This is a genomic window from Paenibacillus sp. GCM10027626, from assembly GCF_042676285.1.
In the GTDB taxonomy this organism is placed as follows: domain Bacteria; phylum Bacillota; class Bacilli; order Paenibacillales; family Paenibacillaceae; genus Paenibacillus_Z.
This window is the reverse complement of sequence record NZ_JBHTHC010000012.1, coordinates 194,215-215,392: the sequence shown is the minus strand read 5'-3', so window position 1 is coordinate 215,392 and position 21,178 is coordinate 194,215. Positions and strand designations below refer to the sequence as shown.

General features: G+C 48.6%; 13 protein-coding genes. 10 read left to right on the top strand and 3 right to left on the bottom strand.

Annotated features, from left to right (window positions below; all coding sequences use genetic code 11):
- Window positions 1-11: 11 nt before the first annotated feature.
- The gene (locus ACFQ0N_RS22785; RefSeq protein ID WP_379330539.1) at window positions 12-1,376 is read right to left on the bottom strand and encodes an extracellular solute-binding protein; all 1,365 of its coding nucleotides are present in this window, start codon (window positions 1,374-1,376) and stop codon (window positions 12-14) included.
- 556 nt (window positions 1,377-1,932) lie between these two features.
- On the opposite strand from ACFQ0N_RS22785, the gene ACFQ0N_RS22780 reads away from it, so the two are divergent.
- Window positions 1,933-6,741, top strand: a complete 4,809-nt coding sequence (locus ACFQ0N_RS22780) for a beta-N-acetylglucosaminidase domain-containing protein (protein WP_379330537.1) — start codon at window positions 1,933-1,935, stop codon at window positions 6,739-6,741.
- A gap of 82 nt (window positions 6,742-6,823) precedes the next feature.
- Here the strand turns inward: ACFQ0N_RS22780 and ACFQ0N_RS22775 are convergent, their stop codons facing one another.
- On the bottom strand, window positions 6,824-7,948 hold the full coding sequence (locus tag ACFQ0N_RS22775) for a glycosyl hydrolase family 43 (RefSeq protein ID WP_379330535.1): 1,125 nt from the start codon (window positions 7,946-7,948) through the stop codon (window positions 6,824-6,826).
- A 20-nt stretch (window positions 7,949-7,968) separates the two neighbouring features.
- Window positions 7,969-8,880 (bottom strand): ABC transporter permease, encoded by a 912-nt coding sequence (locus ACFQ0N_RS22770; RefSeq protein ID WP_379330533.1) that lies wholly within the window; start codon window positions 8,878-8,880, stop codon window positions 7,969-7,971.
- A 268-nt stretch (window positions 8,881-9,148) separates the two neighbouring features.
- Between ACFQ0N_RS22770 and ACFQ0N_RS22765 the strand changes: the two genes are divergently transcribed.
- The 9 genes from ACFQ0N_RS22765 to ACFQ0N_RS22725 all read left to right on the top strand — a co-directional run bounded on the left by ACFQ0N_RS22765 (window position 9,149) and on the right by ACFQ0N_RS22725 (window position 21,167).
- A protein-coding gene (locus ACFQ0N_RS22765; protein WP_379330531.1) for an IS630 family transposase occupies window positions 9,149-10,188 on the top strand; the annotation gives its coding sequence in 2 pieces (ribosomal slippage) (window positions 9,149-9,652 and window positions 9,655-10,188; 1,038 coding nt in all).
- A gap of 257 nt (window positions 10,189-10,445) precedes the next feature.
- A complete protein-coding gene (locus tag ACFQ0N_RS22760) occupies window positions 10,446-12,185 on the top strand; it encodes a sensor histidine kinase (protein ID WP_379330529.1) in 1,740 nt (579 codons plus the stop codon).
- Window positions 12,186-12,187: 2 nt separating this feature from the next.
- On the top strand, window positions 12,188-13,873 hold the full coding sequence (locus tag ACFQ0N_RS22755; protein ID WP_379330527.1) for a response regulator: 1,686 nt from the start codon (window positions 12,188-12,190) through the stop codon (window positions 13,871-13,873).
- Between the two features lie 107 nt (window positions 13,874-13,980).
- Window positions 13,981-15,666, top strand: a complete 1,686-nt coding sequence (locus ACFQ0N_RS22750) for an extracellular solute-binding protein (protein WP_379330525.1) — start codon at window positions 13,981-13,983, stop codon at window positions 15,664-15,666.
- Between the two features lie 92 nt (window positions 15,667-15,758).
- Window positions 15,759-16,805 carry a phosphotriesterase family protein gene (locus ACFQ0N_RS22745; protein ID WP_379330523.1) on the top strand — a complete coding sequence of 349 codons (1,047 nt, stop codon included), beginning with the start codon at window positions 15,759-15,761 and terminating at the stop codon, window positions 16,803-16,805.
- 16 nt (window positions 16,806-16,821) lie between these two features.
- Entirely contained in the window at window positions 16,822-17,607 is a 786-nt protein-coding gene (locus ACFQ0N_RS22740) for an amidohydrolase family protein (protein ID WP_379330521.1), read from the top strand.
- Complete coding sequence (locus ACFQ0N_RS22735) at window positions 17,604-18,440, top strand: amidohydrolase family protein (RefSeq protein ID WP_379330519.1); 837 nt, start codon at window positions 17,604-17,606, stop codon at window positions 18,438-18,440. Before ACFQ0N_RS22740 ends, ACFQ0N_RS22735 begins: the two co-directional genes overlap by 4 nt.
- Before the next feature lie 30 nt (window positions 18,441-18,470).
- Window positions 18,471-19,955: a hypothetical protein gene (locus ACFQ0N_RS22730; RefSeq protein WP_379330517.1), complete on the top strand. Its 1,485-nt coding sequence runs from the start codon at window positions 18,471-18,473 to the stop codon at window positions 19,953-19,955.
- A 15-nt stretch (window positions 19,956-19,970) separates the two neighbouring features.
- On the top strand, window positions 19,971-21,167 hold the full coding sequence (locus ACFQ0N_RS22725) for a M24 family metallopeptidase (protein WP_379330515.1): 1,197 nt from the start codon (window positions 19,971-19,973) through the stop codon (window positions 21,165-21,167).
- The last annotated feature ends 11 nt before the right edge of the window (window positions 21,168-21,178 follow it).

Below are 21,178 nucleotides of genomic sequence, written 5' to 3'. Positions count from 1 at the left end.
GTGCCAGCAAGCTATTTTCTTGCTTTAGCTGCTGCGTCTTCCAGCCGTTTCATCCACTCGTCAGGGTTGATTTTGCCAGTCGTTAGTGCAACGGTAGCGTCCTGCTTCACTTTTTCCACATCTGCATTCAGGACGGCAACCGGGGCAACGGTTGTCTTGTCAGAGTTGAAGAATGCCATCGCGTCCTTCACGACCGTGCTTGCAGAGGAGGAGCTCAAATCGGCTTTTACATTCATAATGGCGCCAGTTAGCTCCGCCCAGCGGACAGCATGCTGCTTCGTAAAGGCAAACGCCAGAAATGCCTTGGCCGCTTCCGGATTTTTGGCGTCTTTGGCGATGGCAATCGTGTTGGTGTAAGGGATGACGATGTTATTTTTGCCGGCTTCCTGAACGACTGACGGAATAAATCCGAAATCAAAGCCTTGCGGAATATCCTTCTTCATCTCGTTTTCCAGCCACAGTCCGTTAGGGATAAAGGCTGCTTTGTGCTGAAGCCATTGTGCCTGGGAATCGGTATGATTGAGCGATACAGAGCCCGGATCGATAAAACCTTTGTCGCGAAGCTCGACGATTTGGTTCAGCGCCTGCTTTACAGCATCGCTTGCGAAGCTGCCTTCCTCCAGCGCGGCCTGCTTGGTCAGAATCGACCCATCGCCGCCATTTGCGGCCACCATTGCGGAATCGAGCAGCCCGCCGTTGATGTAATAAGGATATACGCCCGTATGGATGAACGGCGTCATACCGGAATCCTTGATCTTTTGGCTCGTCTCGATGAAGCTTTTCCAATCTGTCGGAACGGTCCAGCCCTTTTCGTTGAACAGGGCTTTGTCATAGAACAAGCCCCATGACCCGAATACGAGCGGGAGGGTGTAATTTTTGTCTCCCTCATAGGCGGTAGGCTGTGAAATAAGAATGTCGGACAGCTTCTCTCCGTCCTTGTTGACCGCTTCCTTGATGAAGGCAGTGATGTCCAGTAGCTGTTCATCGTCAATCATCTGCCGCTCATTGGAGCCGGCGCCGTCAATGTATACGACATCAGGCGGATCGCCTTGAATCCAGCGCGGTTTCATTTGCTCGTTGATTTTCGGCCCTGCGGATTGCTTGATGTTCAGGTCGGGATTGGCCTTCTGGAATTCCTCGATCACTTCTTTCCACCAAGCATCTCCATACCCGCCTACAAAATATTGAATTTCGAAATCGCCGGTAAGTGATGCTGTCTTTTGTTCATTGCTGGACGTATTGCCTGGTGCGGTCTGGTTCGGTTTCTCTTCAGGCTTATTATTGACCTTGCCGTCATTTGCAGAGGAGCCGCAGCCTGCGACCGACAAGGCTAACAGCGGTACGGCAAACATTCCAATCGCTTTTTTGATTTTCATCGTTAAGAGCTCTCCCTTTTTATTTTGTGGCCGGGATACGTCAGGCATACATGGAGCGACACGCGAAAAAACGGTTTTCATGTCCGTCACGGCATGTTTGCAGGGTGGGTATTCTGCCATAACAGCAAAAAAAGGCATAAGTCGTGTAAGCATGGGGATGCTTACATGACTTATGCCCTTGCGGTCGCACGTCATGTTTTCCTGTGTATTTGGCTACACGTAGCATATTACCAGTAATGCACAAATGTCAACTGAAATTTTTTCGGGAACAAAAAAGTTGACACATGTTTCTTTTACGCCTATAATACGGATTGCAATGGATGTAACCGTTTGCAATGAAAGCAGGACGCAAGCGGCACAATTTCATATTAACGTGTTACCGTTCAGGGCATGAGTTAAAGGGCAGAATTCCGCTGCTTTTTATTCGTGCCCTTTTTTGCGCAGATTTTTCCAATTATTGGGTATTGTGAGGTGGTTTGCTAAACAAATCTAAACAAGTTAGAGGATTGGTCATCGTCTCACTTCTAAAAAACGAGAAAGAAGGGGTTTCTACAACATGAAAGAAAGACGACAGTTTAACCGCTTACGAGTATTGGTTTGTGTTACTGCACTGCTATGCTTCGTTTCACAGCTTTCTGTTTTTCCGCTGCAATCTGCGCATGCCGCTTCCTCAGCTTTGGAGCTGGAAGCCTTAAAACAGCCGCCAGTCATCAATCCGACTCCACAGCAGCTTTCTGTCAAGGGAGACGGGTTTTTGATCGGCAGCGAGGTTGGGCTCATTAGCGGTCCGCATACAGATCCGGAGGCGTTAAGAAGAATAAAGGCGCTGTTAACGGCGATAGGCGTTACGCAAATTATAGAGGCGGCAGATACAGACAGCCCGCCTGCAGCACCTGTGAATATTTGGCTTGGCGGTCCAGATGAGAATCAGGGAGCAGAAGCGGCGCTGCAGTCGATCGGCAGCAGCTGGCCGCAATCGATAACGAGCGGCGAAGGCTATATTGTGGCTGCCAATGCTGATGTTTCCGGTCAGAAGAACATTGTTATAGCCGGCAAAAGCACTCACGGAACTTATTATGCCGAGCGTACATTTGAGCAGCTGCTCGTTCAGACCGGGCAGGGCTACGGAATTTCCAGCGTTGAAGTGATCGATTGGCCGGTGTTCGAATATCGCGGTGCTGTCGAGGGATTTTACGGCAAACCATGGACGCACGAGGATCGGCTGAGCCAAATTGCATTTTATGGCGAGCAGAAATTGAACACCTATATTTATGCGCCGAAGGATGACAAATACCATCGGGACAAATGGCGGGAGCCTTATCCGCCGGAGGATCTGGCTCGCTTGAAGGAATTGGTCGACGCAGCGAAAGCCAATCATGTTGATCTTGTATTTGCAATTTCTCCGGGCGGGGACATGATCTTCTCCAGTGATGCAGAGTTTGAACTGCTCGTTCAGAAAGCGCAGGCGGCTTGGGATCTTGGTGTCCGGTCTTTTGCCGTGTACATGGACGACATCGATCCGAACCTGAGACATCAGGAAGACAGAGCGCGGTTTGGAGCGGATAGCAACCCTTCTGCTGCTGCGCAAACCTATGTGCTGAACCGGTTTAACCAGCAATTTTTGACTCCCAAAAAGAGCGAAGGCGCAAAGCGGCTCATTACGGTGCCGACAGACTACTTCGGGCTCCATACGACGCCTTATATAGACCGGTTTGCGGATCTGCTGGATGAGGATGTTCTTGTTCACTGGACAGGAGCAAGCGTGTTTGATGATCATATTACGACAGAGAAAGCTGACGCTGCACGAGCATTTTATAAGCATGATATTTTATTCTGGGATAATTTCCCTGTAAATGATACATCAAGGGATAAGCTGTACATGGCTCCGCTGCAGGGCAGAGATGCCAAATTGTATGAGCACGGCATTATTGGCATGGTCTCCAACCCGATGAATGAAGCCGAGGCTTCCAAATTGGCGCTCTACAATTACGGCGATTACTTGTGGAATCCAGAACAATATGATTATGAGCGTTCATGGCTGCAGGCACTGGATTATTTGGGCGGAGATATTGCAGAGCAGCTGAAAACATTTGCTGAAAACAATTATTCCACTCCAGTCAGTCCTAATCGGGAATCGCTGACGATTGCCCCGATTGTAACTGAGTTTTGGACACAGTACGTTCAGGAACAAATCGACATCCAGCCAATTGCGGATCAATTGATGACAGAGCTGGTCAAGCTGCAGCAAGCTGTATCGACAATTCGCCAACAGTTGCCGAACCGTCAAATGGTAAGCGAGATCGAGCCGCATTTGACCAAAATGGATTGGCTGACCCAGGCTGGAATCGAAGCGTTGCGCATGCTGCTTGCACAAAGAAACGGATACAGCCAGCCGGTCATTATGGAGCATCGCATCGGTCTTGTGATGCAAATGGATAAAATCAAAATGATGCCAGAAGTGCGCAACAATACTGTGATCTGGAGCTTTATCACCCGAGCGCTTGAAGAGAACAGCAAAATGTGGGGAAAAGAAGAAGTGGTCGAGCGTGTTCCGTTCTCTTCCTTAGTTACGCATGAGGATTATGCCATCGAGCGGATGGTCGACAATGACCCGAACTCGTTCTATTGGGCACACGGTAGTGTCTACGCCATGGATAAGGGAGAATTTTTCGGGATCGATCTTAAAGAGGCACGAACGCTAAAAGGAATTAAAGTGGTTATGGATGAGGGCGATTATCTGGACAAAGCCGATATCGAATTATCAATGGATGGCGTCAAATGGATTAAAGTCGCCAGCTCCTCCGGACAACCGACGATCGAAACAGCACTGCCGAATTACAGTGCGCGCTATATTCGTCTGGTTGCAGCAGCCAGAAACAGCAAATGGATCAAAGTAAAGGACTTCAACGTCGAGTTGGCCCGAAGTGATGTTAAGGTGAGTACGACATTAAGCTATACCGGCTATATTCCGGAAAATATGATCGATAACAATCCGAATACGTATTTCTGGAGCGGCAGCACACCTAAGGCTGGAGACGAGATTCGCCTTGATTTCCCGGAGCCGAAAGTGATGAACAAGGTCAGCTTGTTTATGGACTATAATTATAATGTCAAAAAAGGTGTCGTAGAGTACTTATCCGAGGACGGAAGCTGGACCAAGCTGTGTGATCTTCAGGGTGACAGCTTCAAAAGCGTCTCGTTCCCCGAGAAGCTGATTAAATCACTGCGTTTGCGCATTACGGAGAGCCAGCAAACTTGGCTGCAGGTATTTGAGTTTATGGCGGAAAGATCGGATGCATCCGACAAGCAATTCCCGGAAGTGTCTTTGGATCGTATGGCATATCAACTGCTCAAGGACGGTCAGCATCAAACCAGGGTGATTGCGCTTGATGCGGAAGGGAATTCAGCTGATGTGACGGCGAAGGCTCACTTCGTATCCACCAATCCGAGGTCTGCTGTTGTCGACGCATCTGGTCTCGTAACGGCTGTAGCTAACGGGAAAGCAGAAATCATCGCCTCCTACGAAGGACAGTATCGATTAGTCAATGTTACTGTAACCCCGGACGCTGTTGAAGTTCCTGAGCTAAGCTCAATCGAGCTGGGTACGGGCGAGTATCGTCTGGAAATCGGGCAGACCCATCAATCGGTCGTCTACGGATTGTACGATCATGGCGACAAGCAGATCATTACGGAGGCAGTTGAATTTGCTTCTGCTCATCCGGAGATCGCTTCAGTAGACAGCACAGGCAAGGTGACAGCGCTGAAGGAAGGCGAGACGGTGATCACCGCCAAATTCCAAGGTTTCGAAGCAACAGCTGCGGTGACCGTATCCCCGAACGCCGTTGAAAATCCTAAGCTAAGCTCAATCGAGCTTGGTACGGGCGAGTATCGCCTCGAAATCGGGCAGACCCATCAATCGGTCATCTACGGCCTGTACGATAACGGGGACAAGCAAATCATTAAAGAGACGGTTGAATTTGCCTCCGCTCATCCGGAGATTGCTTCTGTAGACAGCACAGGCAAGGTGACAGCGCTGAAGGAAGGCGAGACGGTGATCACCGCCAAATTCCAGGGCTTCGAAACAACAGCTAAGGTGACCGTACAAAGGGATAATCCGGGCGATGGCGGAAGCGGATGGATCCCGCCTGTAACTCTGCCAAGCATGAAAGGAATCCAGTTCGATGCGGCACCGTCTCGCATCAAGCTTGGAGACGCCCGGAAGCTCACTGTACGTGCTTTGTATGAGAACGGAAAGTCAGATCCGTTGACAGCGAAGGCTGTATTTACTTCATCTCATCTGGATATTGTGTCTGTGGACGCTGAAGGCAATATTACCGGACGTTCAGTTGGCTCGGCGGCCATTACGGCTAAATATGACAGCTTTACAGCAACTGTTGCGGTACAAGTTGTCGACGGCAGCAAACTGCAGCAGCAATCCGAACGATTCGAAGCGAATCAAGCGGGAGAATTAAAGCTGGGAAGCCAGCTGATTGTGCGCATACCTGAAGGCGCATCCGCGAAACCGGTAGCGATTACGGCAACCATCATCGATAACCCGGGCGGCATTGCTGCGTCTGGAATGGTCCTTGCCAGTCCTGTATTCGAAATCGTCAAAGAGCCGGCAGATGACTTTGCCAAGCCGGTTACAGTTGAGTTGATGATTGATCCAGACAAACAAGAGTATGAAGGGGCAGCAGTTTATTTCTTCGACAAGTCGAAGCAGGAATGGGTGAAGCTGGAAGGACAAACGGCTGGAAGGATGATTACTGTACAGGCGACCCGCGGCGGCGTGTTTGCCATCTTTGCTGCTGAGCCTGCCAAAGCAGCCCAAACAGAATTTAAGGACACGGTTAACCATTGGGCAAGGAACGCCATTGCTGAAGCGGCTGCGCGCGGAATCGTTAAAGGCATTGGCGAGGAAACCTTCCGTCCGAACGGCCTTGTTACCCGCGCAGAGTTTGCAGCTATGCTTGGCCGCGCGCTGCAATGGGAAGCGGAAGATGCTGAAGCTGTATTCACCGATCCGATCCCAGCCTGGGCAGCGGGTTATGTCGCAGCCGGAGCGAAGCTGGGGATCATTACCGGCTATGCCGACCAAACGTTCGGTGCCGAGCAGCAAATTTCCAGGGCAGAAATGACAGCTATGATTGTGCGAGCGCTCAAGCTTCCTCTTGATGCCAGTACCAAACCGGCGTTCAAAGACGCGAACCAGATCGCGAAATGGGCGAAGCCGTCCGTGGCAGCCGCAGCCGAGGCAAATCTTATTCGCGGCAAGGGCGGTCAGCTGTTCGCACCGCAGGACAAAACAACCCGCGCAGAAGCAGTAACTGTTGTCATGAACATGCTGAATATGCTGGACAATTAATAAAAAACGAGGCTCTAGGCTTGTCGGCAGACGCTAATTTATTAGCACCGGTAAGCCTAGAGCTCGTTTTTGTCTAGGGCGGCTAGTCGCGTACAGCCGGTTCCGGCGGAGCGAGCGGGATGACCATATTCCACGTATGATCAAAATGCCAGGCTTTCTCCCCGGTTCCGGTAGCGGCAAACAGATGAGTCGGCACCCCGTCTTCAATGAGCAGGAAGGGGCGTTCGAGGTTGCACATTTCCTTGACGCTGCCATCGTTCCAGACGACGGTTCGCGAGTAGGCTTTCGGCTCAGGGCAGATCGTCCAGTGCAGGCAATCTGCGCTAGTGGCGTAAACGCCGGCTCCCCATTCTCCCGTTAAACCGGACGAGTCGTTTTTGAAATCATCCTTGATCAGCAGATGGAACTGCTGGCCGTCATGCCACAGATACGGATCTTCGACATGCAAGTCCGGATTGGAAAATTGCAGAATCGGATCATCGGACAATCTGCGGAAAGGCCCGGCAGGGTGGTCGGCTACAGCTACGCCAAGCTGCAAGGTTGAACTGGCATATTCGCGCGATTTGTAAATCATATAGGTCGTACCGTCGGCCAAAATGGCGACGCTGGGATTGGTCGTTGCCGTACAATCCCAGCGGCCGCGCCGCGGCTCCAGCAGCGGCTGCTCCATTCTCGTCCACGGTCCGGCAATCGAAGGGGAGGTGGCCAGCCCAATCCGCTTGTTGTTCCATACTTCAGTGCCCCGTTCCGATGACACATGATCTCCTGACCCCGGGACTGGCCCGCCATAAGTCGTCCCCATATAATAGAGGTAATAAGTGCCGTTCCAATAACGGATATGCGGGTTATGCTGATTCATACCGTCAAAATAATGCCGCTCGCGCCGGCCAAGCACGACCTCTTCAATCGATAACGGATAGGCGGTCAGGACGACAAGAACTAAATTAATTATCGTACCGAAGACAACTCGCTGCAAGGTTATTCCGACAGAAGTGAGAAACTTCGGATTGTCGAGAATAAAGGAATATGACTTCAACGTCATATCGACAGGCCAAAAAGCTACCTCGCCGGCTGACACGGCAGCACTTGAACTGAATGAGATTGCCAAGATGTGTACAAGCGGCAAAACACATAAAATAGATATCGTAATGAGAAACAAATAGTTGAAAAGTTGAAACGCAGTCCGCTGCCACGATTTAGCTTGCATGATATGTCCCCCCCCTTTATTTAGAAAATGCGATAATTGGCGAAGCGGTAAGCTAGCCAGTAGGAGATAGAGATAAATGCGAACGAGACGACGGATTTTACTAGTCCAAGTGCAGTAGCTACACTATACTGGGCATCCTCCAGCCCTACCCGGTAAATGAGCGTATCTAGTACATCGCCACTTTCATAGACTTGTGGACTATACAGATTGAAAATTTGATCGAATCCGGCATTGAGCACATTGCCCAAGCTTAATGTTGCCATCAGTACGATGATGGGCACCATGCCAGGCAGTGTGACATGCCAGGTCTGCTTGAGCCGTCCGGCACCATCAATGACCGCAGCTTCGTATAAGGCAGGATTGATGCCAGTCAAGGCTGCCAGATAGACGATCGTACTGAAGCCAAATTCCTTCCATGTTTCCGTGATGACAAGAATATAGGGAAACCAGCGATTATCGCCAAGAAAAAAGACCGGTTCAAAGCCGAGCCAGCCGATAACCTGGTTAACGATCCCTTCGGATGGGGATAACAGGTCAATCACAATGCCGCCGAGGATGACCCAAGACAGGAAATGCGGCAGGTAGATCAATGTCTGAACTGAGCGCTTAACGAACATTTTTCCTACTTCATTCAGCAGAAGAGCGAATAAGATCGGGACAACGAGTCCAGCGGCGATCTTCATCCCGGAGATGACGATTGTATTGCGTATTATTTTCCAAATATCGGGCAATTCAAAGGCGTATCTGAATTGTTCTAGTCCCACCCAATCTGAGCCAAACCAGCCCTTGAAGGGTTGAAAGTCTTGAAAGGCAATAACACTGCCTGCGAGCGGGATGTAACTATAAACGACGACAACGATAATTGCCGGAATCAGCATGGCGTACAAAGGCCATTGACGCTTCCAGCGATTCATGGCGCCCTGTTCTTCCATCGGCTCAGCTCCTTTCCATACCGTAATAAGAAAGGGAGATGCTTAGTTCTTGCTTTCAGCATCCCCCGAACTGATTTGTTGCTATTGGGAAGACAGGTCGCGATTGATTTCTTCCGTAATTTTTTGTCCGCCAAGAGCATGCCACTTCTTCACAAACTCATCAAATGCAGCTATATAAGTTGAACTAAAGATTAGAAAACTATGGTAAGGATTTCACCCCTGTTTGTCGAATAAGTTAGAAAACCTATTCGGATTGGCAGGGAGCACAATGGAAATCAACTCAAGATTAGAAGAAGTTTTAAAGGCCATGAAGCAAGCAAAGGATCGTCGCATGTACGAACGTTATCAGGCGGTATATTTACACTTGAAAGGTACCCACCCCGCAGAAATCGCTTCGATTATCAACCGAAGTATGAAAACTGTCAAAGGATACATTCGTTCGTATGAAAATGGAGGGTTACCAGCCATGCAATTGAACCATTCTCCCGGTGCTCCCGTTCGCTTAACCAAAGAACAACAAGAAAAATTGAAGCAGAAGATTGTAAACTGCGTACCTCATGATGTTTGGTTTATAGCTCGTCACAACTGGACGCTGGAGATCATTGCGGCCTTTATTGAGCGCGAATTTGGATTCTCATATTCCCTGCGCGGCATCTCCAAAATGATGCATCGCCAAGGGTTGAGCTATACAAAACCGACCTATACATTAGCAGCAGCAAATGAAGAAAAACAACGCCATTTTACAGAGGCAACCTTTCTAGGTTTAAAAAAAGACTGATCCATGACGAGATCGATCATCTGCTCTCTGAAGATGAATCGATGATTCGTGATTACCAGGCGATTCAAAAAACGTGGTTTCTGCGCGGCAAACAGCGAATCATCCAGACCACCGGCAAGCATCGCGGAGTCAAACTGCTAGCAACGGTGGATTATGCCACGGGTCAGATCGTCTGGCAGGAAGATGATCAGTACACAGCGGAGACTTTTTTGGATTTCCTTCAAAAAGTGGTGGCTCATTATCCGACAGGCAAGATCGTCATGGTATTGGACAACGCCCGCATTCATCATGCTAAATTACTACAGCCGTTTCTGGATGAAATGAACGGCCGGCTGGAATTGGTTTTCCTACCGCCGTACAGCCCGCAATTTAATATTGTCGAGGGGCTATGGAAGTGGCTCAAGTCCGATGTCGTCAACAATGTGTTCTATCACACAGTGACGGAAATCCGCAACAACGTCCGGCAGTTTATGGATCGAATTATGCAATCCCCTTCGTTAATTATCGATCGTTTGTGTGTAAGGCTCTAGTTTGGAAATTCATTGGTTCAACTTATATAGATGCTACCCGATGCTAGGGGGTTCGTTAGCGGGAAGTTGATACTAGCTTATACCTCGCTGAAGAGTACGAGCTCTTGAATTTTCCTTGCGACGGTTCAGGAGCTTTTTTTTCATACTCGAAATTTGCAATATGTTGTTTTCTGCATCAGGCGGCAGGAATTTTTTGCGTGATGAAATGAGCAAGCTGTCGTATACTGTGTAGAAAAAGGGGAGGTGGATGATCTTTGATGGGGATCAAGCGAAGAATTGATAATATACCGATTTTTCCGAAGCTTATCATGACGTTTTTGATAATAACGCTACCTTTATTCACGCTAAGCCTTGTGCTGAATGAGCTTGGCAAGCAAGAAGTGAAGAGCCAGATCTCCAACTCGATTACGATGAATATCCATTATTATTTCATGTCGCTGGAGAAAGAATTGGAGCGCATTATTCGGACGCAGCAAGAATTCATTAATGACGAAGATCTCACGCAGCTAAGCAATTCTGTGTCGGTTATGTCGGATTATCAACGTACAAAAGCGATCAACGATTTGCAGCTTAAATTGACGACGTTAAAGGACTCCAGCATCTATATTAAAGATATTTATGTCTATGTGAAATCGCTCAACGGGACCGTCTCAACCTCCAGCATGGAGGGAGCTCCAAACACGGGAGAGGTAGCGCAGAAAATCGCCAATGCGACATATACGAGCGGGATACCAATTACTTTCTGGCAAGATCGTCTGTACTTAAATTTGACGTATCCAAACTATTTGACGAAACCGGATAAATCACCGCAGTTTATTCAGAATATCGAACTGTCCATGGAAGCGCTGACAAATGCATTGAACGATTTCCCGCAAGAGGGCGGGGCTGTCTTATTCAATGATAGCTGGGCGATTGCCAATGACAAGTATCGGGGGCCCTTTGCTGAAATCAGAAGTAAGCTGGCGGAGCCCATGCGGCAATCGGCGGCTTTTACGAAGCAAGTCGATGTGGATAATGTCAAATATATGGTCGTGTACGAAAAATCAATGTTTCTGGATGCTGCGCTCCTCTTTTATTTTCCCGAGAACGTCATTGTAGGGCAGTTGAAGACGTATGGCACCTGGTTTTGGCTGCTCATCGTCAGTTCAATCTTTATATTGATTTTGTTTTCCTACGGCATCTATTTGTTAATTCACCGACCGCTCCAAAATCTGATCAAGCGATTCAAGAGGGTAGAGGGAGGCGATTTAAATGCTGTATTATCCTCGCCCCGGCAGGATGAATTCGGTTATATTTTCAACCGTTTCGAGCGGACTGTACAAAGTCTGAAGACGTTGATCGACGAGCTTTATGTACAGAAAATCAGGTTGCAGCAATCGGAATTAAAGCAGCTTCAAATGCAAATTACCCCTCATTTCCTCTACAACAGCTTTTTTATTCTTCATCGCCTGATTAAGCACGACGAGAATGAAACGGCCGAATTGATATCGAAAAACTTGGGTGATTATTTTCACTACATTACGAGGAACGGGCTGGAGGAAGTTGCCTTCCAAGATGAAGTCAAGCATGTTCGATCCTACGTGGAAATACAGAATGTCCGGTTTTCCAATCGGGTCACCGTCGATTTCGAGCCTCTTCCCGAAAGTTTCCGAAATGTTATGATTCCGCGCCTGATTTTACAGCCGATCGTAGAAAATGCTTACGAGCATGGGCTAAGCGATATCGTAATGGAGGGGAAATTGCAAATTCGGTTTTCAGCAGTCGCGGATCGGTTATATTTTTCGGTCGAGGATAACGGCGTCGGGCTGACGGAGGAACGAATGGCTGAGATGTTTGGCAAGCTGCGTTCCGAGGAGGAAGGAGAGACGACTGGGCTGATTAATATTCAGCGCCGTTTGAAACTGAAATATGGCGCAAGCGGCGGGCTGGAAATGATGCCTGGCGCTATGGGCGGGTTGCTTGTTCGGATTTATATCCCGAGAGAAAAAGGAGACTAAACATGTATCGCATATTGATCGTCGATGACGAACCGCTAATCGTAAACAGCATGTATCGTATGCTTCAAGAAGCCGCGCATTTGGAGCTTGAGACATACCGCGCGTATAACGTCTACGAGGCATTGGAATGCCTGAAGCAAACCCGGATCGATGTCGTGATATCGGATATTCGCATGCCGGGAATGAGTGGGATTGATTTGCATCGGAAAATTATGGAAAGTTGGCCGCGCTGCAAAGTGATTTTTCTTACGGGCTACAACGACTTCGATTACGCGCGTCATGCCATACGTACAGGCGGCGTGATCGATTACGTGCTGAAAAACGAAGACGACCACATCATTTTGACGGCAGTGGAAAAGGCGTTTGCGCAATTGGATCAGGCGGATGACAGAACGGATTACATGCTGAACGCGCGAAAGATGCTTCAGATGGCTATACCGGCCTTGCAAAAAAATACGTTATTCGATTTGATGCGTGATTCGCCAACTTCTCGTAAGGAGCTTGAAAAACGATTCGAAGCGTCAGAGATCCCGCTACTGGCTGACAAATGCATCTACCTTGTTACGGGCAGAGTGGACAGTTGGACGGAGGACATTGGTGAAACGGATCGAATGCTCCTGCTTTATGCCTGCCAAAATATTGCGGAGGAATATTTGGCTCCGACTATCGCAAACGTATCAGTCGTCTTCGAGTCGAACAAGTTTGTTTGGTTTATGCAGCCTAAGGAATTTCTGACAACGGGCAACGACTGGAATGAAGCGCAGGAAGCTCAAGCTTGGCATCATATGAAAACGCGGGTATACAGCATTTTGGAGGCTGTTCAACAGACGTGCAGGCAGCTGCTGAAAATATCGATTTCACTAGTAATGGGACGGGAGCCTGTCGAATGGAAGGAACTCGGCGTTCAGTTTCATTACTTGAAATCGCTGCTCGGTCCAGGCGCCAATAGCGGGCAAGAGCTGCTCATCCTGGACTCGGATCAATTCGGGCTGAATACGGAACAAGGCAGACGTTACTACTTATCCGAATCCCAGCAGGGCAGGAAGCAGCTTGAGCTGTTGGAGCACTACTTGGCAAACGGCCAAAGGGAGAGGTTCACCACGCTATTTGACGAAATGATGAGCCAGCACGATATACCCGAATACAAGTTTCAACTGGAGATGTTTTATAGTTTATCGCTAAGCCTGATTTCTTACGCCATTCGAGTCGGGTTGTTCGACGAGCTGTTCAGGCGGATGGATCTTGGGAAAACGACGCAGTACGACGCGCATGAATCATGGAGCGACGCCGCTGCTTATTTGTTCAAGGTTGCCGATGAATTGCTCAGACAATACGAGCCTGTTCCCGAAGAGCAGAACCAGCGGCTGATCACCTCTATCCATGAATATGTTCAATCTCATCTCGGCGGAGATCTGTCTTTAACGAAGTTGGCAACCGTCGTTCATCACAGCCCGACGTATTTATCCCGGCTGTACAAGCGTATGACGGGCAAAATGCTGTCGGACTATATTACCGAGGAAAGAATGAAGAAGGCCCAAGATCAATTGGCTCATTCAAATATGAAAATTCAAGAGATTGCGGTGCAGGTCGGATACGAGGCGGCCCCTCAATTCAACCGATCATTCAAAAAAATGTTCAAAATGACGCCGCAAGCGTACAGAGATTTGTTTAATACGGGGGCTGATTAGAAGAACGCAACAGAAGTCAAGGAAGGCAACAATGGCAAATAGTATCCGCTCAGCTCTTCATTTATGCTAAGAATGAAAGATCATACTGATAGTGGGGGGAGCAAAGTATGAAAGGCAAGGCCGCAAAATTGATTTTGTTATCCGTATTGGCAATCGCAATGGTTACTGTTTCGGCCTGTTCCAAGAACAATGAGGGGAAAGAAGGACAAACGTCCGGCACTGCGACAAGCAGCGGAGAAGCAAGCAATACGCCGGATGAGCCGGCAGCCAGTTACGATCCGATGGGCAAAATCGACCCGCCGATCGAAGTGACAGCCGTAAGAGAGCTGGATTCAACAACGAAGTTTGCAGAAGGAGATTCTATCGACAATAACGCCTGGAACAAGCTGTACGAAGATGAGTTCGGCATCAAACTGAAATATTTGTGGGTCGCCGATCCGTCACAATATAACCAAAAATTCAATGTCGCAATGGCTTCCGGCAAGCTGCCTGACATTATGCCGGTCGACGCTACGCAGTTTAACCAGTTGGTCGAAGCGGATCAGCTCGAAGATCTGACCGAAGCGCTGGAAAACTACGGAACGCCGATAACGAAAGAATTGTTAACGAAGGACGGCGGGCTGGGGCTGGAATCCGCTACGTTCGGCGGCAAGCTGCTAGGAATTCCCGTAAACCCCGGAGCAGTTGACAACGCCCCGCTGCTGTGGGTCCGCACGGATTGGCTGAAGAAATTGAATTTGCCCGAACCGAAGACGATGGAAGACGTATTCAAAATCGCGGAAGCGTTCGTCAAGCAGGATCCGGACGGCAACAAGAAGGACGACACTTACGGACTTGGTCTGGATAAACTCTTATACGACCCGGTATTCGGACTGACCGGTTTGTTTAACGGCTATCATGCGTACCCGAAAATATGGGTAGAAAATGCATCCGGCGAATATGTATACGGCAGCATTCAACCGGAGATGAAAACCGCGCTGGCCAAGCTTCAGGAAATGTACAAAACGGGATTGATCGATCGCGAGTTTGGCGTTAAAGACATTGAAAAGCTGATCCAGCTCGGCAATTCGGGCAAGTTGGGATTATTCTTCGGCGTTATGTACGGCAATGTTTATTTCCTGGAAGGCAAGAAATTAGATCCCGAGATGGAATGGAAAGCCTATCCGCTTCCATCGATCGACGATAAACAAGCCAAGCCGCAACTGGTATTCCCAATAGGCAAATATTACGCCGTGAAAAAAGGAATGGCGCATCCTGAAGCTATAATCAAAATGTTGAATGCATTTGGTCACGATTGGGATCGCACGAAGTATCCACTTACCGCGATCAATCAAGACGGCGATATCGCGAAGTGGGTATATGCGCTTGTACAAGGCTCTAACCCGACGCAAAATCTGGACATGTACGACCACGTTTCACGGGCGCTGGAGGCGAACGATGAATCGCTCCTGGATCCGAAGGCGCCGGGCCAGAAAATATTCTGGGACAGCATTCATCAATGGCGGGAAGGGAATATCGACGGTTGGACCTATGCCACGATATACGGAGCGCAAGAACTTCTCTATAACTACAACAAAAATAACGGGCTGCTAATGACGAAATACATTGCCGGCCCTACGGAAACGATGGTAGAAAAAGGAACGACGCTTGACAAGATGGAACTGGAGACGTTCACGAAAATCATTATGGGGGAAGTTTCCATCGATGCTTTCGACGAGTTCGTCGCGAATTGGAAAAAGCTCGGCGGCGACCAGATTACCGCGGAAGTGGCGAAGTGGAAAGCAAGCAAATAAAAAGCTAGATGAACGGAAAAGCCGGCGAGGCAGGTTGCCCCCGCGTCGTCGGCCTTCCCTGAAGTTCATCCGATCATGAGGAAGTGAATGGAATGTCCGTTATGACAGTAACTGGGAAGGTGTGTGCGGACAGTCTGGGCCTGGTGCTGCCGCACGAGCATGCTTTTATCGACCTTAGAAATTTGGTGCCGGCGCCGCAGACGATTTCCGGCAAAGTGCTGGCACAAGAGAAGGTAAGCTTGACCAATCTGGGCAAGCTGCACAGAAATCCTTACGCGGTGCTGGATAACGCCGTACTGGATGAAGAGCAAGTCATGGAGTGGGAGCTTCACGAGTTCAAGAAAGCCGGCGGAAAGACGTTCGTCGATCTGACGCTGAGGGATATCGGCAGAGATCCCGTTCTGCTGGCCCGATTGTCCAGAGCTCTGGACATTTACATTATCGCAGGCTGCGGTTATTATATCCGCCCATCCCATCCGCCCGACATGGACGACAAATCGGTAGATGATATCACCGAAGAAATTCTGAGGGAAATCAATAGCGGAATCGACGGGACGGATATTAAAGCAGGTGTCATCGGCGAGATCGGCACAAGCGAAATCATATATCCAAATGAGCGGAAGGCGCTTATCGCCGCAGCAGTCGTTCAGCAGGAAACAGGGCTGGGCGTTCATGTGCATACCGATCTGTGGGCGCAGCAAGGCAGCGAGGTCATTAGGCTGCTTAAGGAGCATGGGGCATCAGTGGAAAAAATATGCATTAATCATATTGATGTAGATATTGACCTGGATTACATTAAAAAGCTGCTTGATCAAGGAGCTTACGTGGAATTTGATAATTTCGGGAAAGAGTTCTACGCCGACAAGAGGCATAGAAGCGTGCTAAAAGGGTTGTTTGCCAGAGATATTGAAAGAGTACGCGCAGTCAAGGAGCTAATAAGCTGCGGATATGGTTCGAAAATATTACTTTCCAACGATGTCTGCTTGAAGACATGCATTCATCATTACGGCGGCTGGGGCTACGATCACATAATTACCAATATTGTTCCGATGATGCTGGATGAGGGGATAACGACGGAACAGATCGATGCATTAATGGTTAAAAATCCGGCGGCGTTCTTGGACGACGGCAAAGACTGAGATTGAGAGGTATGGTATGAAAATAATCGATTCCAGCTGTGCCATTGGCTATAAAACGATAAATTACGAAGTGGTCAATCACGAAAATTTTCTGGTCAGGGAAAAGGTAAAGCAGGCGCCGGATGCCGAAGCGCTGTTGGCTGAACTTGATTTTTGCGGCATACACAGCGCTGTAGTCAGCCACAACACGATGGCGGATGTAGATCCGGATTACGGCAATCGGGCTGTCATTGCCGAGGCTGCCAAAGCTCCGGATCGTCTAATTCCGACTTGGACCATTTTGCCGCCGATTACGGAGAAGCAGTATGCGCCAATAGAGCTGTTTCCAGCTATGAAAACCAATAACGTAAAGATGCTGAGAGCTTATCCAGAACGAAATCGTTATTTTCTTAACCGGGTCGTAATGGGCGAGATTCTGGAGGAAATGTCGGCAGCACGTATTCCTTTGTATCTTTCTCCAAGTGAAGGCTGGCAGAGCCTATACACCGTGCTTCGTGAGTTTCCGAACTTGACGGTTATTTTGCACAACTATGGATTGTGGAGCCACGCCAGGTTCACCTTTCCATTACTGCAAGCTTATAAAAACTTCTATATCGAAACGGGAGATATGCAGACAGCGGGGGAAATTCGTGAAATTTGCCATAAGTTTGGCTCGGAAAGATTGCTTTTCGGATCTGATTTCCCGAGCAATGGCATTGGAGGACCTCTTGCTGCCCTGCTTGGATCCGGCATAGGCAGTGATCATATAGCGAATATAGCGCACAAAAACATCGAAAGATTGCTAGGGGAGGTGGCGATATGAGTCTGGCACGCATGACCAATCATTCACTGCTTGCCAAGGAGTTTGTAGATACCGGACGGTTGTCCAGCATATCGATTCTGGATATGCATACGCATATGGGACCTTTCTATGGCACGTATTTGCCGGAAGCTTCCTTGGAAAGCATGCTTCAAACGATGGACAGGGAAAATGTAGAGTGGATTATATCTGCACCACATAGCGCTTTATTCGATCCGTTGGGTGGGAATATGGAAATTCGCGAAGCCATGAAGCGTTATCCCGACAAGATTTATGGCTATTACGTAGTAAATCCGCATTATAATCATCAATTGGATAGAGATTTGGCTGAATTCGATACCGTCAATGGCTACGTTGGTTTTAAATTTTTGCCGGATTATCATAAATATCCGTTAAACGGAGAGAAGTACAAGAGAATTTATGAATTTGCCAATGAGCGAGGTTTGCTGCTGCTGTCCCATACTTGGGGCTACAGCTGCTACAACCCTCCGCAGATGATTGAAAAGCTATCCGAACAATATGAAAATATCACTTTTTTGCTTGGCCATTCAGCTCCTGGAGAGACTGAGTATGCAATTGAGCTGGCTAAGAAACTTCCGAATGTTTATTTGGAGCTTTGCGATACGGGACGTCTAAACGGAATGATCGGTAAAATGGTTCGCGAGGCATCGTCAGAGAAGGTTTTATATGGAACCGATTTTCCTTGGTACGATCCGAACTACATGCTTGGCAGCGTATTATTTTCCGGAATCGGCGATGATGATATCCGAAATATAATTCATCATAATGCCGCAAGGCTTGTCAAAGCTATTACGAAGAAGCAACAACAATCATAATATTGGCAATAACTGAAAGGATCAGGTGAAATGACAACCTATATAGAATCGTTTGAGACGGCAAAAGGCAATGTGTTCGGTGATTTATTATCAGCCAAAGTAGAGCGCAGGCCGCTAAGAATCGGGCTCGTAACGGTAGCTTTTTTCGAATATTGGAGAATGTTTTCGGAAAGCTTCAAGACGAACGTAACGGCGGACATGACACGGGTATACAACAACCTTTGCAGCCATATGGAGCAGGAAGAAATCGTATGGTCGGGCATCATTGATACATTGGACGCTGCCGAAGAAGCAGGCGTACAGCTAGCTGAGAACCAGGTCGATCTTATCATTTACGTAGCAGGAACGTACTGTCCCGATTATATGGCTATCCAGACGTTAGAGCACGTTAGGAATGCTCCGGTCATGCTTTTCAATACTCAAAACGATAATAAAATTCATCTTGATACGGAATATGAGAATATTCTGAGAAATTCCGCTCTAATCGCTAATTTGCAGTTGGCGGCTACGTTTAAAAAGATGGGCTGGTACAGCGATCTGAAAGTAGTGGTAGGCTCTATAGACGATCGAGACGCTTATGAAGAAATGACGAAATACATTCGTGCATATAAAGCATATATGTCGCTGCGAAACACGAATATCGGCGTGGTTGGACATGTGTTTAGAGGGATGTACGACTTTGAATATGACAAGACGATGATTAAAGGAACGCTAGGTCCTAATCTTATTGCCATTCAGGTGGATCACCTGATCGAACAGTTCAACAAGGCGGCCAATGAAGAAGTCGAAGCCATAATGGAAGAGACAAAACGCCGATTTAATATCATTGGACTGGGTGAGGATGACATCTACAAATCATCCAAACTGCATGTAGCTTTAAGTAATACTTTAAAGCGATTCAGACTGGATGCGCTTACTCTGCTTGGTCAGCATTATGTGGAGCAGAAGACGGGAACGACTCCTTATTTGGCTAACACGATGTTGCATGAGGAAGGAAAATATGTCGTGAATACCGAGGGTGATGTTCATGGCTTAATTATAATGACTTTGATGAAGCTGCTGACCGGTAAAGTTCCTACCTTTGCCGAATGGGGAGAATTCGATGAAGAACGCAATGCGATTTTAATGGTTCATCACGGTTATGCGAATCCCGAATATGCAACGGATCGCAATACGGTAAAGGTAAATCGATCGCCTGAGCAATGGGGACTGCAGGGCGCCGGCTTTGGCTTTGAATACACGTTGAAACCCGGTGTCGTGACGATCGGCCATCTCATTATCGACGCCGAAGGCTACAAGATGCTTATTGTGAAAGGCGAAGCGCTGCATATTCCGGATAATATCCCTTGCGAAGAAATTACGGCCGTCGTCCGGCTCAAGCCACCGATCAAGCAGTTTCTTAAGGAACTGATCAAGGAAGGCTTCGCCCACCACTGCATTATCGGCTATGGGGATCTGGCGGAAGAACTGTCCATGGTTGCCGACTTTATGAAAATACGAAAATTCATATTTTAATGGAGGGATGCTTCCGTGGTCAACATTCCAAAAAAAGAGTTTGTCGACAGAGTCGAAAAGTTGAGAGCGCTAATGGATGAGCAGGGGATGCAAGCTTGTTTGATTTACGGCGATGAATACCGCAAGGAGAACTTGCGCTATATCGGGAATTACTGGCCTTTATTCGAGAGGGGAGCCGTCATGGTTCCTTTAACCGGCGAACCGTTCATCATTGCCGCGCCGGAGGGTGAGATGTTCTGCCGCGAAATGAGCGCATGGCCGGACGTGCGGCTTCTTCCCGAGTTCAACTGCGTCACCGTGCCGGATGAAATCGAATATCCGCTTGCGCAATATACAAGCTTGGATGAAATCCGCGTAGGGTTGGAAAGCGGCGAACCCCTCAAAAAAATAGGCGTTGCCGGCATAGACGCGATGCCCGCGCCGTTGATGATGAAGATCGAGCAAAGCTTCGCGGGCGTCGATATCGCGGACGCGGGAGACCTGCTGTTCAAGCTGCGAATGAGCAAGTCGGCGCATGAAGTCGCCTGTTTGCAAGAAGCGGCGAGAATTGCCGACGAAGGGTATAAGCTGATGATCCGGCAAGTTAAGCCGGGCATGACCGAACTTGAGCTGGCGTCGCTTGCCTACGGGGAATGCACGAGGCAGGGCGCGGAAAGCATCCCGTTCTGTCTGCTAACTAGCGGTGAAAGAGTGAATACGATCATCGGGAGAGCGTCGAGGAAAGTGATCGAGGACGGAGATCTGATCATGGCCGCCATTGCGGTACAGGTCGAAGGATATGTGGCGACATTGAATTTTCCGTTCGTCGCAGGCGAAATTAGCGAGGAGCAAAAGGCTTTTATCGATCTGCTCGTAGAAGCGGAGGACATTGCTTTATCCCATATCAAAGCGGGCGCCAGGCAGAGCGAGGTTGTTCGTGCGGTGAAAGCGTACTTCAAAGACAAGAACGTGACGGAGTACGACTTGTATCCGCCCATGCACGGATGCGGACTGGCGGAGGCCGAATCGCCGTATCCGGACGAGCACGCCGAAGCGCTGTTCGAAGCGGGGATGACGGTTAATACGGACATCAGTCTGTTCGGGCATCCGCACGGTTCAAACCGGATCGAAGAAAGCTTGCTCGTAACCGAAACCGGTTATGAATCGATGTCCAAGCTCGTTCGTCAGCTAAGCGGTACTTGGAAAGAAAGAAGAATCATATCGGTAGATTAACGGAGGACGAC

Excerpts from the sequence above, each read along its gene's own strand:
- ACFQ0N_RS22785 (WP_379330539.1), bottom strand. The coding sequence starts at position 1,376 with ATGAAAATCAAAAAAGCGATTGGAATGTTTGCCGTACCGCTGTTAGCC.
- ACFQ0N_RS22780 (WP_379330537.1), top strand. The coding sequence starts at position 1,933 with ATGAAAGAAAGACGACAGTTTAACCGCTTACGAGTATTGGTTTGTGTT.
- ACFQ0N_RS22775 (WP_379330535.1), bottom strand. The coding sequence starts at position 7,948 with ATGCAAGCTAAATCGTGGCAGCGGACTGCGTTTCAACTTTTCAACTAT.
- ACFQ0N_RS22770 (WP_379330533.1), bottom strand. The coding sequence starts at position 8,880 with ATGGAAGAACAGGGCGCCATGAATCGCTGGAAGCGTCAATGGCCTTTG.
- ACFQ0N_RS22760 (WP_379330529.1), top strand. The coding sequence starts at position 10,446 with ATGGGGATCAAGCGAAGAATTGATAATATACCGATTTTTCCGAAGCTT.
- ACFQ0N_RS22755 (WP_379330527.1), top strand. The coding sequence starts at position 12,188 with ATGTATCGCATATTGATCGTCGATGACGAACCGCTAATCGTAAACAGC.
- ACFQ0N_RS22750 (WP_379330525.1), top strand. The coding sequence starts at position 13,981 with ATGAAAGGCAAGGCCGCAAAATTGATTTTGTTATCCGTATTGGCAATC.
- ACFQ0N_RS22745 (WP_379330523.1), top strand. The coding sequence starts at position 15,759 with ATGTCCGTTATGACAGTAACTGGGAAGGTGTGTGCGGACAGTCTGGGC.
- ACFQ0N_RS22740 (WP_379330521.1), top strand. The coding sequence starts at position 16,822 with ATGAAAATAATCGATTCCAGCTGTGCCATTGGCTATAAAACGATAAAT.
- ACFQ0N_RS22735 (WP_379330519.1), top strand. The coding sequence starts at position 17,604 with ATGAGTCTGGCACGCATGACCAATCATTCACTGCTTGCCAAGGAGTTT.
- ACFQ0N_RS22730 (WP_379330517.1), top strand. The coding sequence starts at position 18,471 with ATGACAACCTATATAGAATCGTTTGAGACGGCAAAAGGCAATGTGTTC.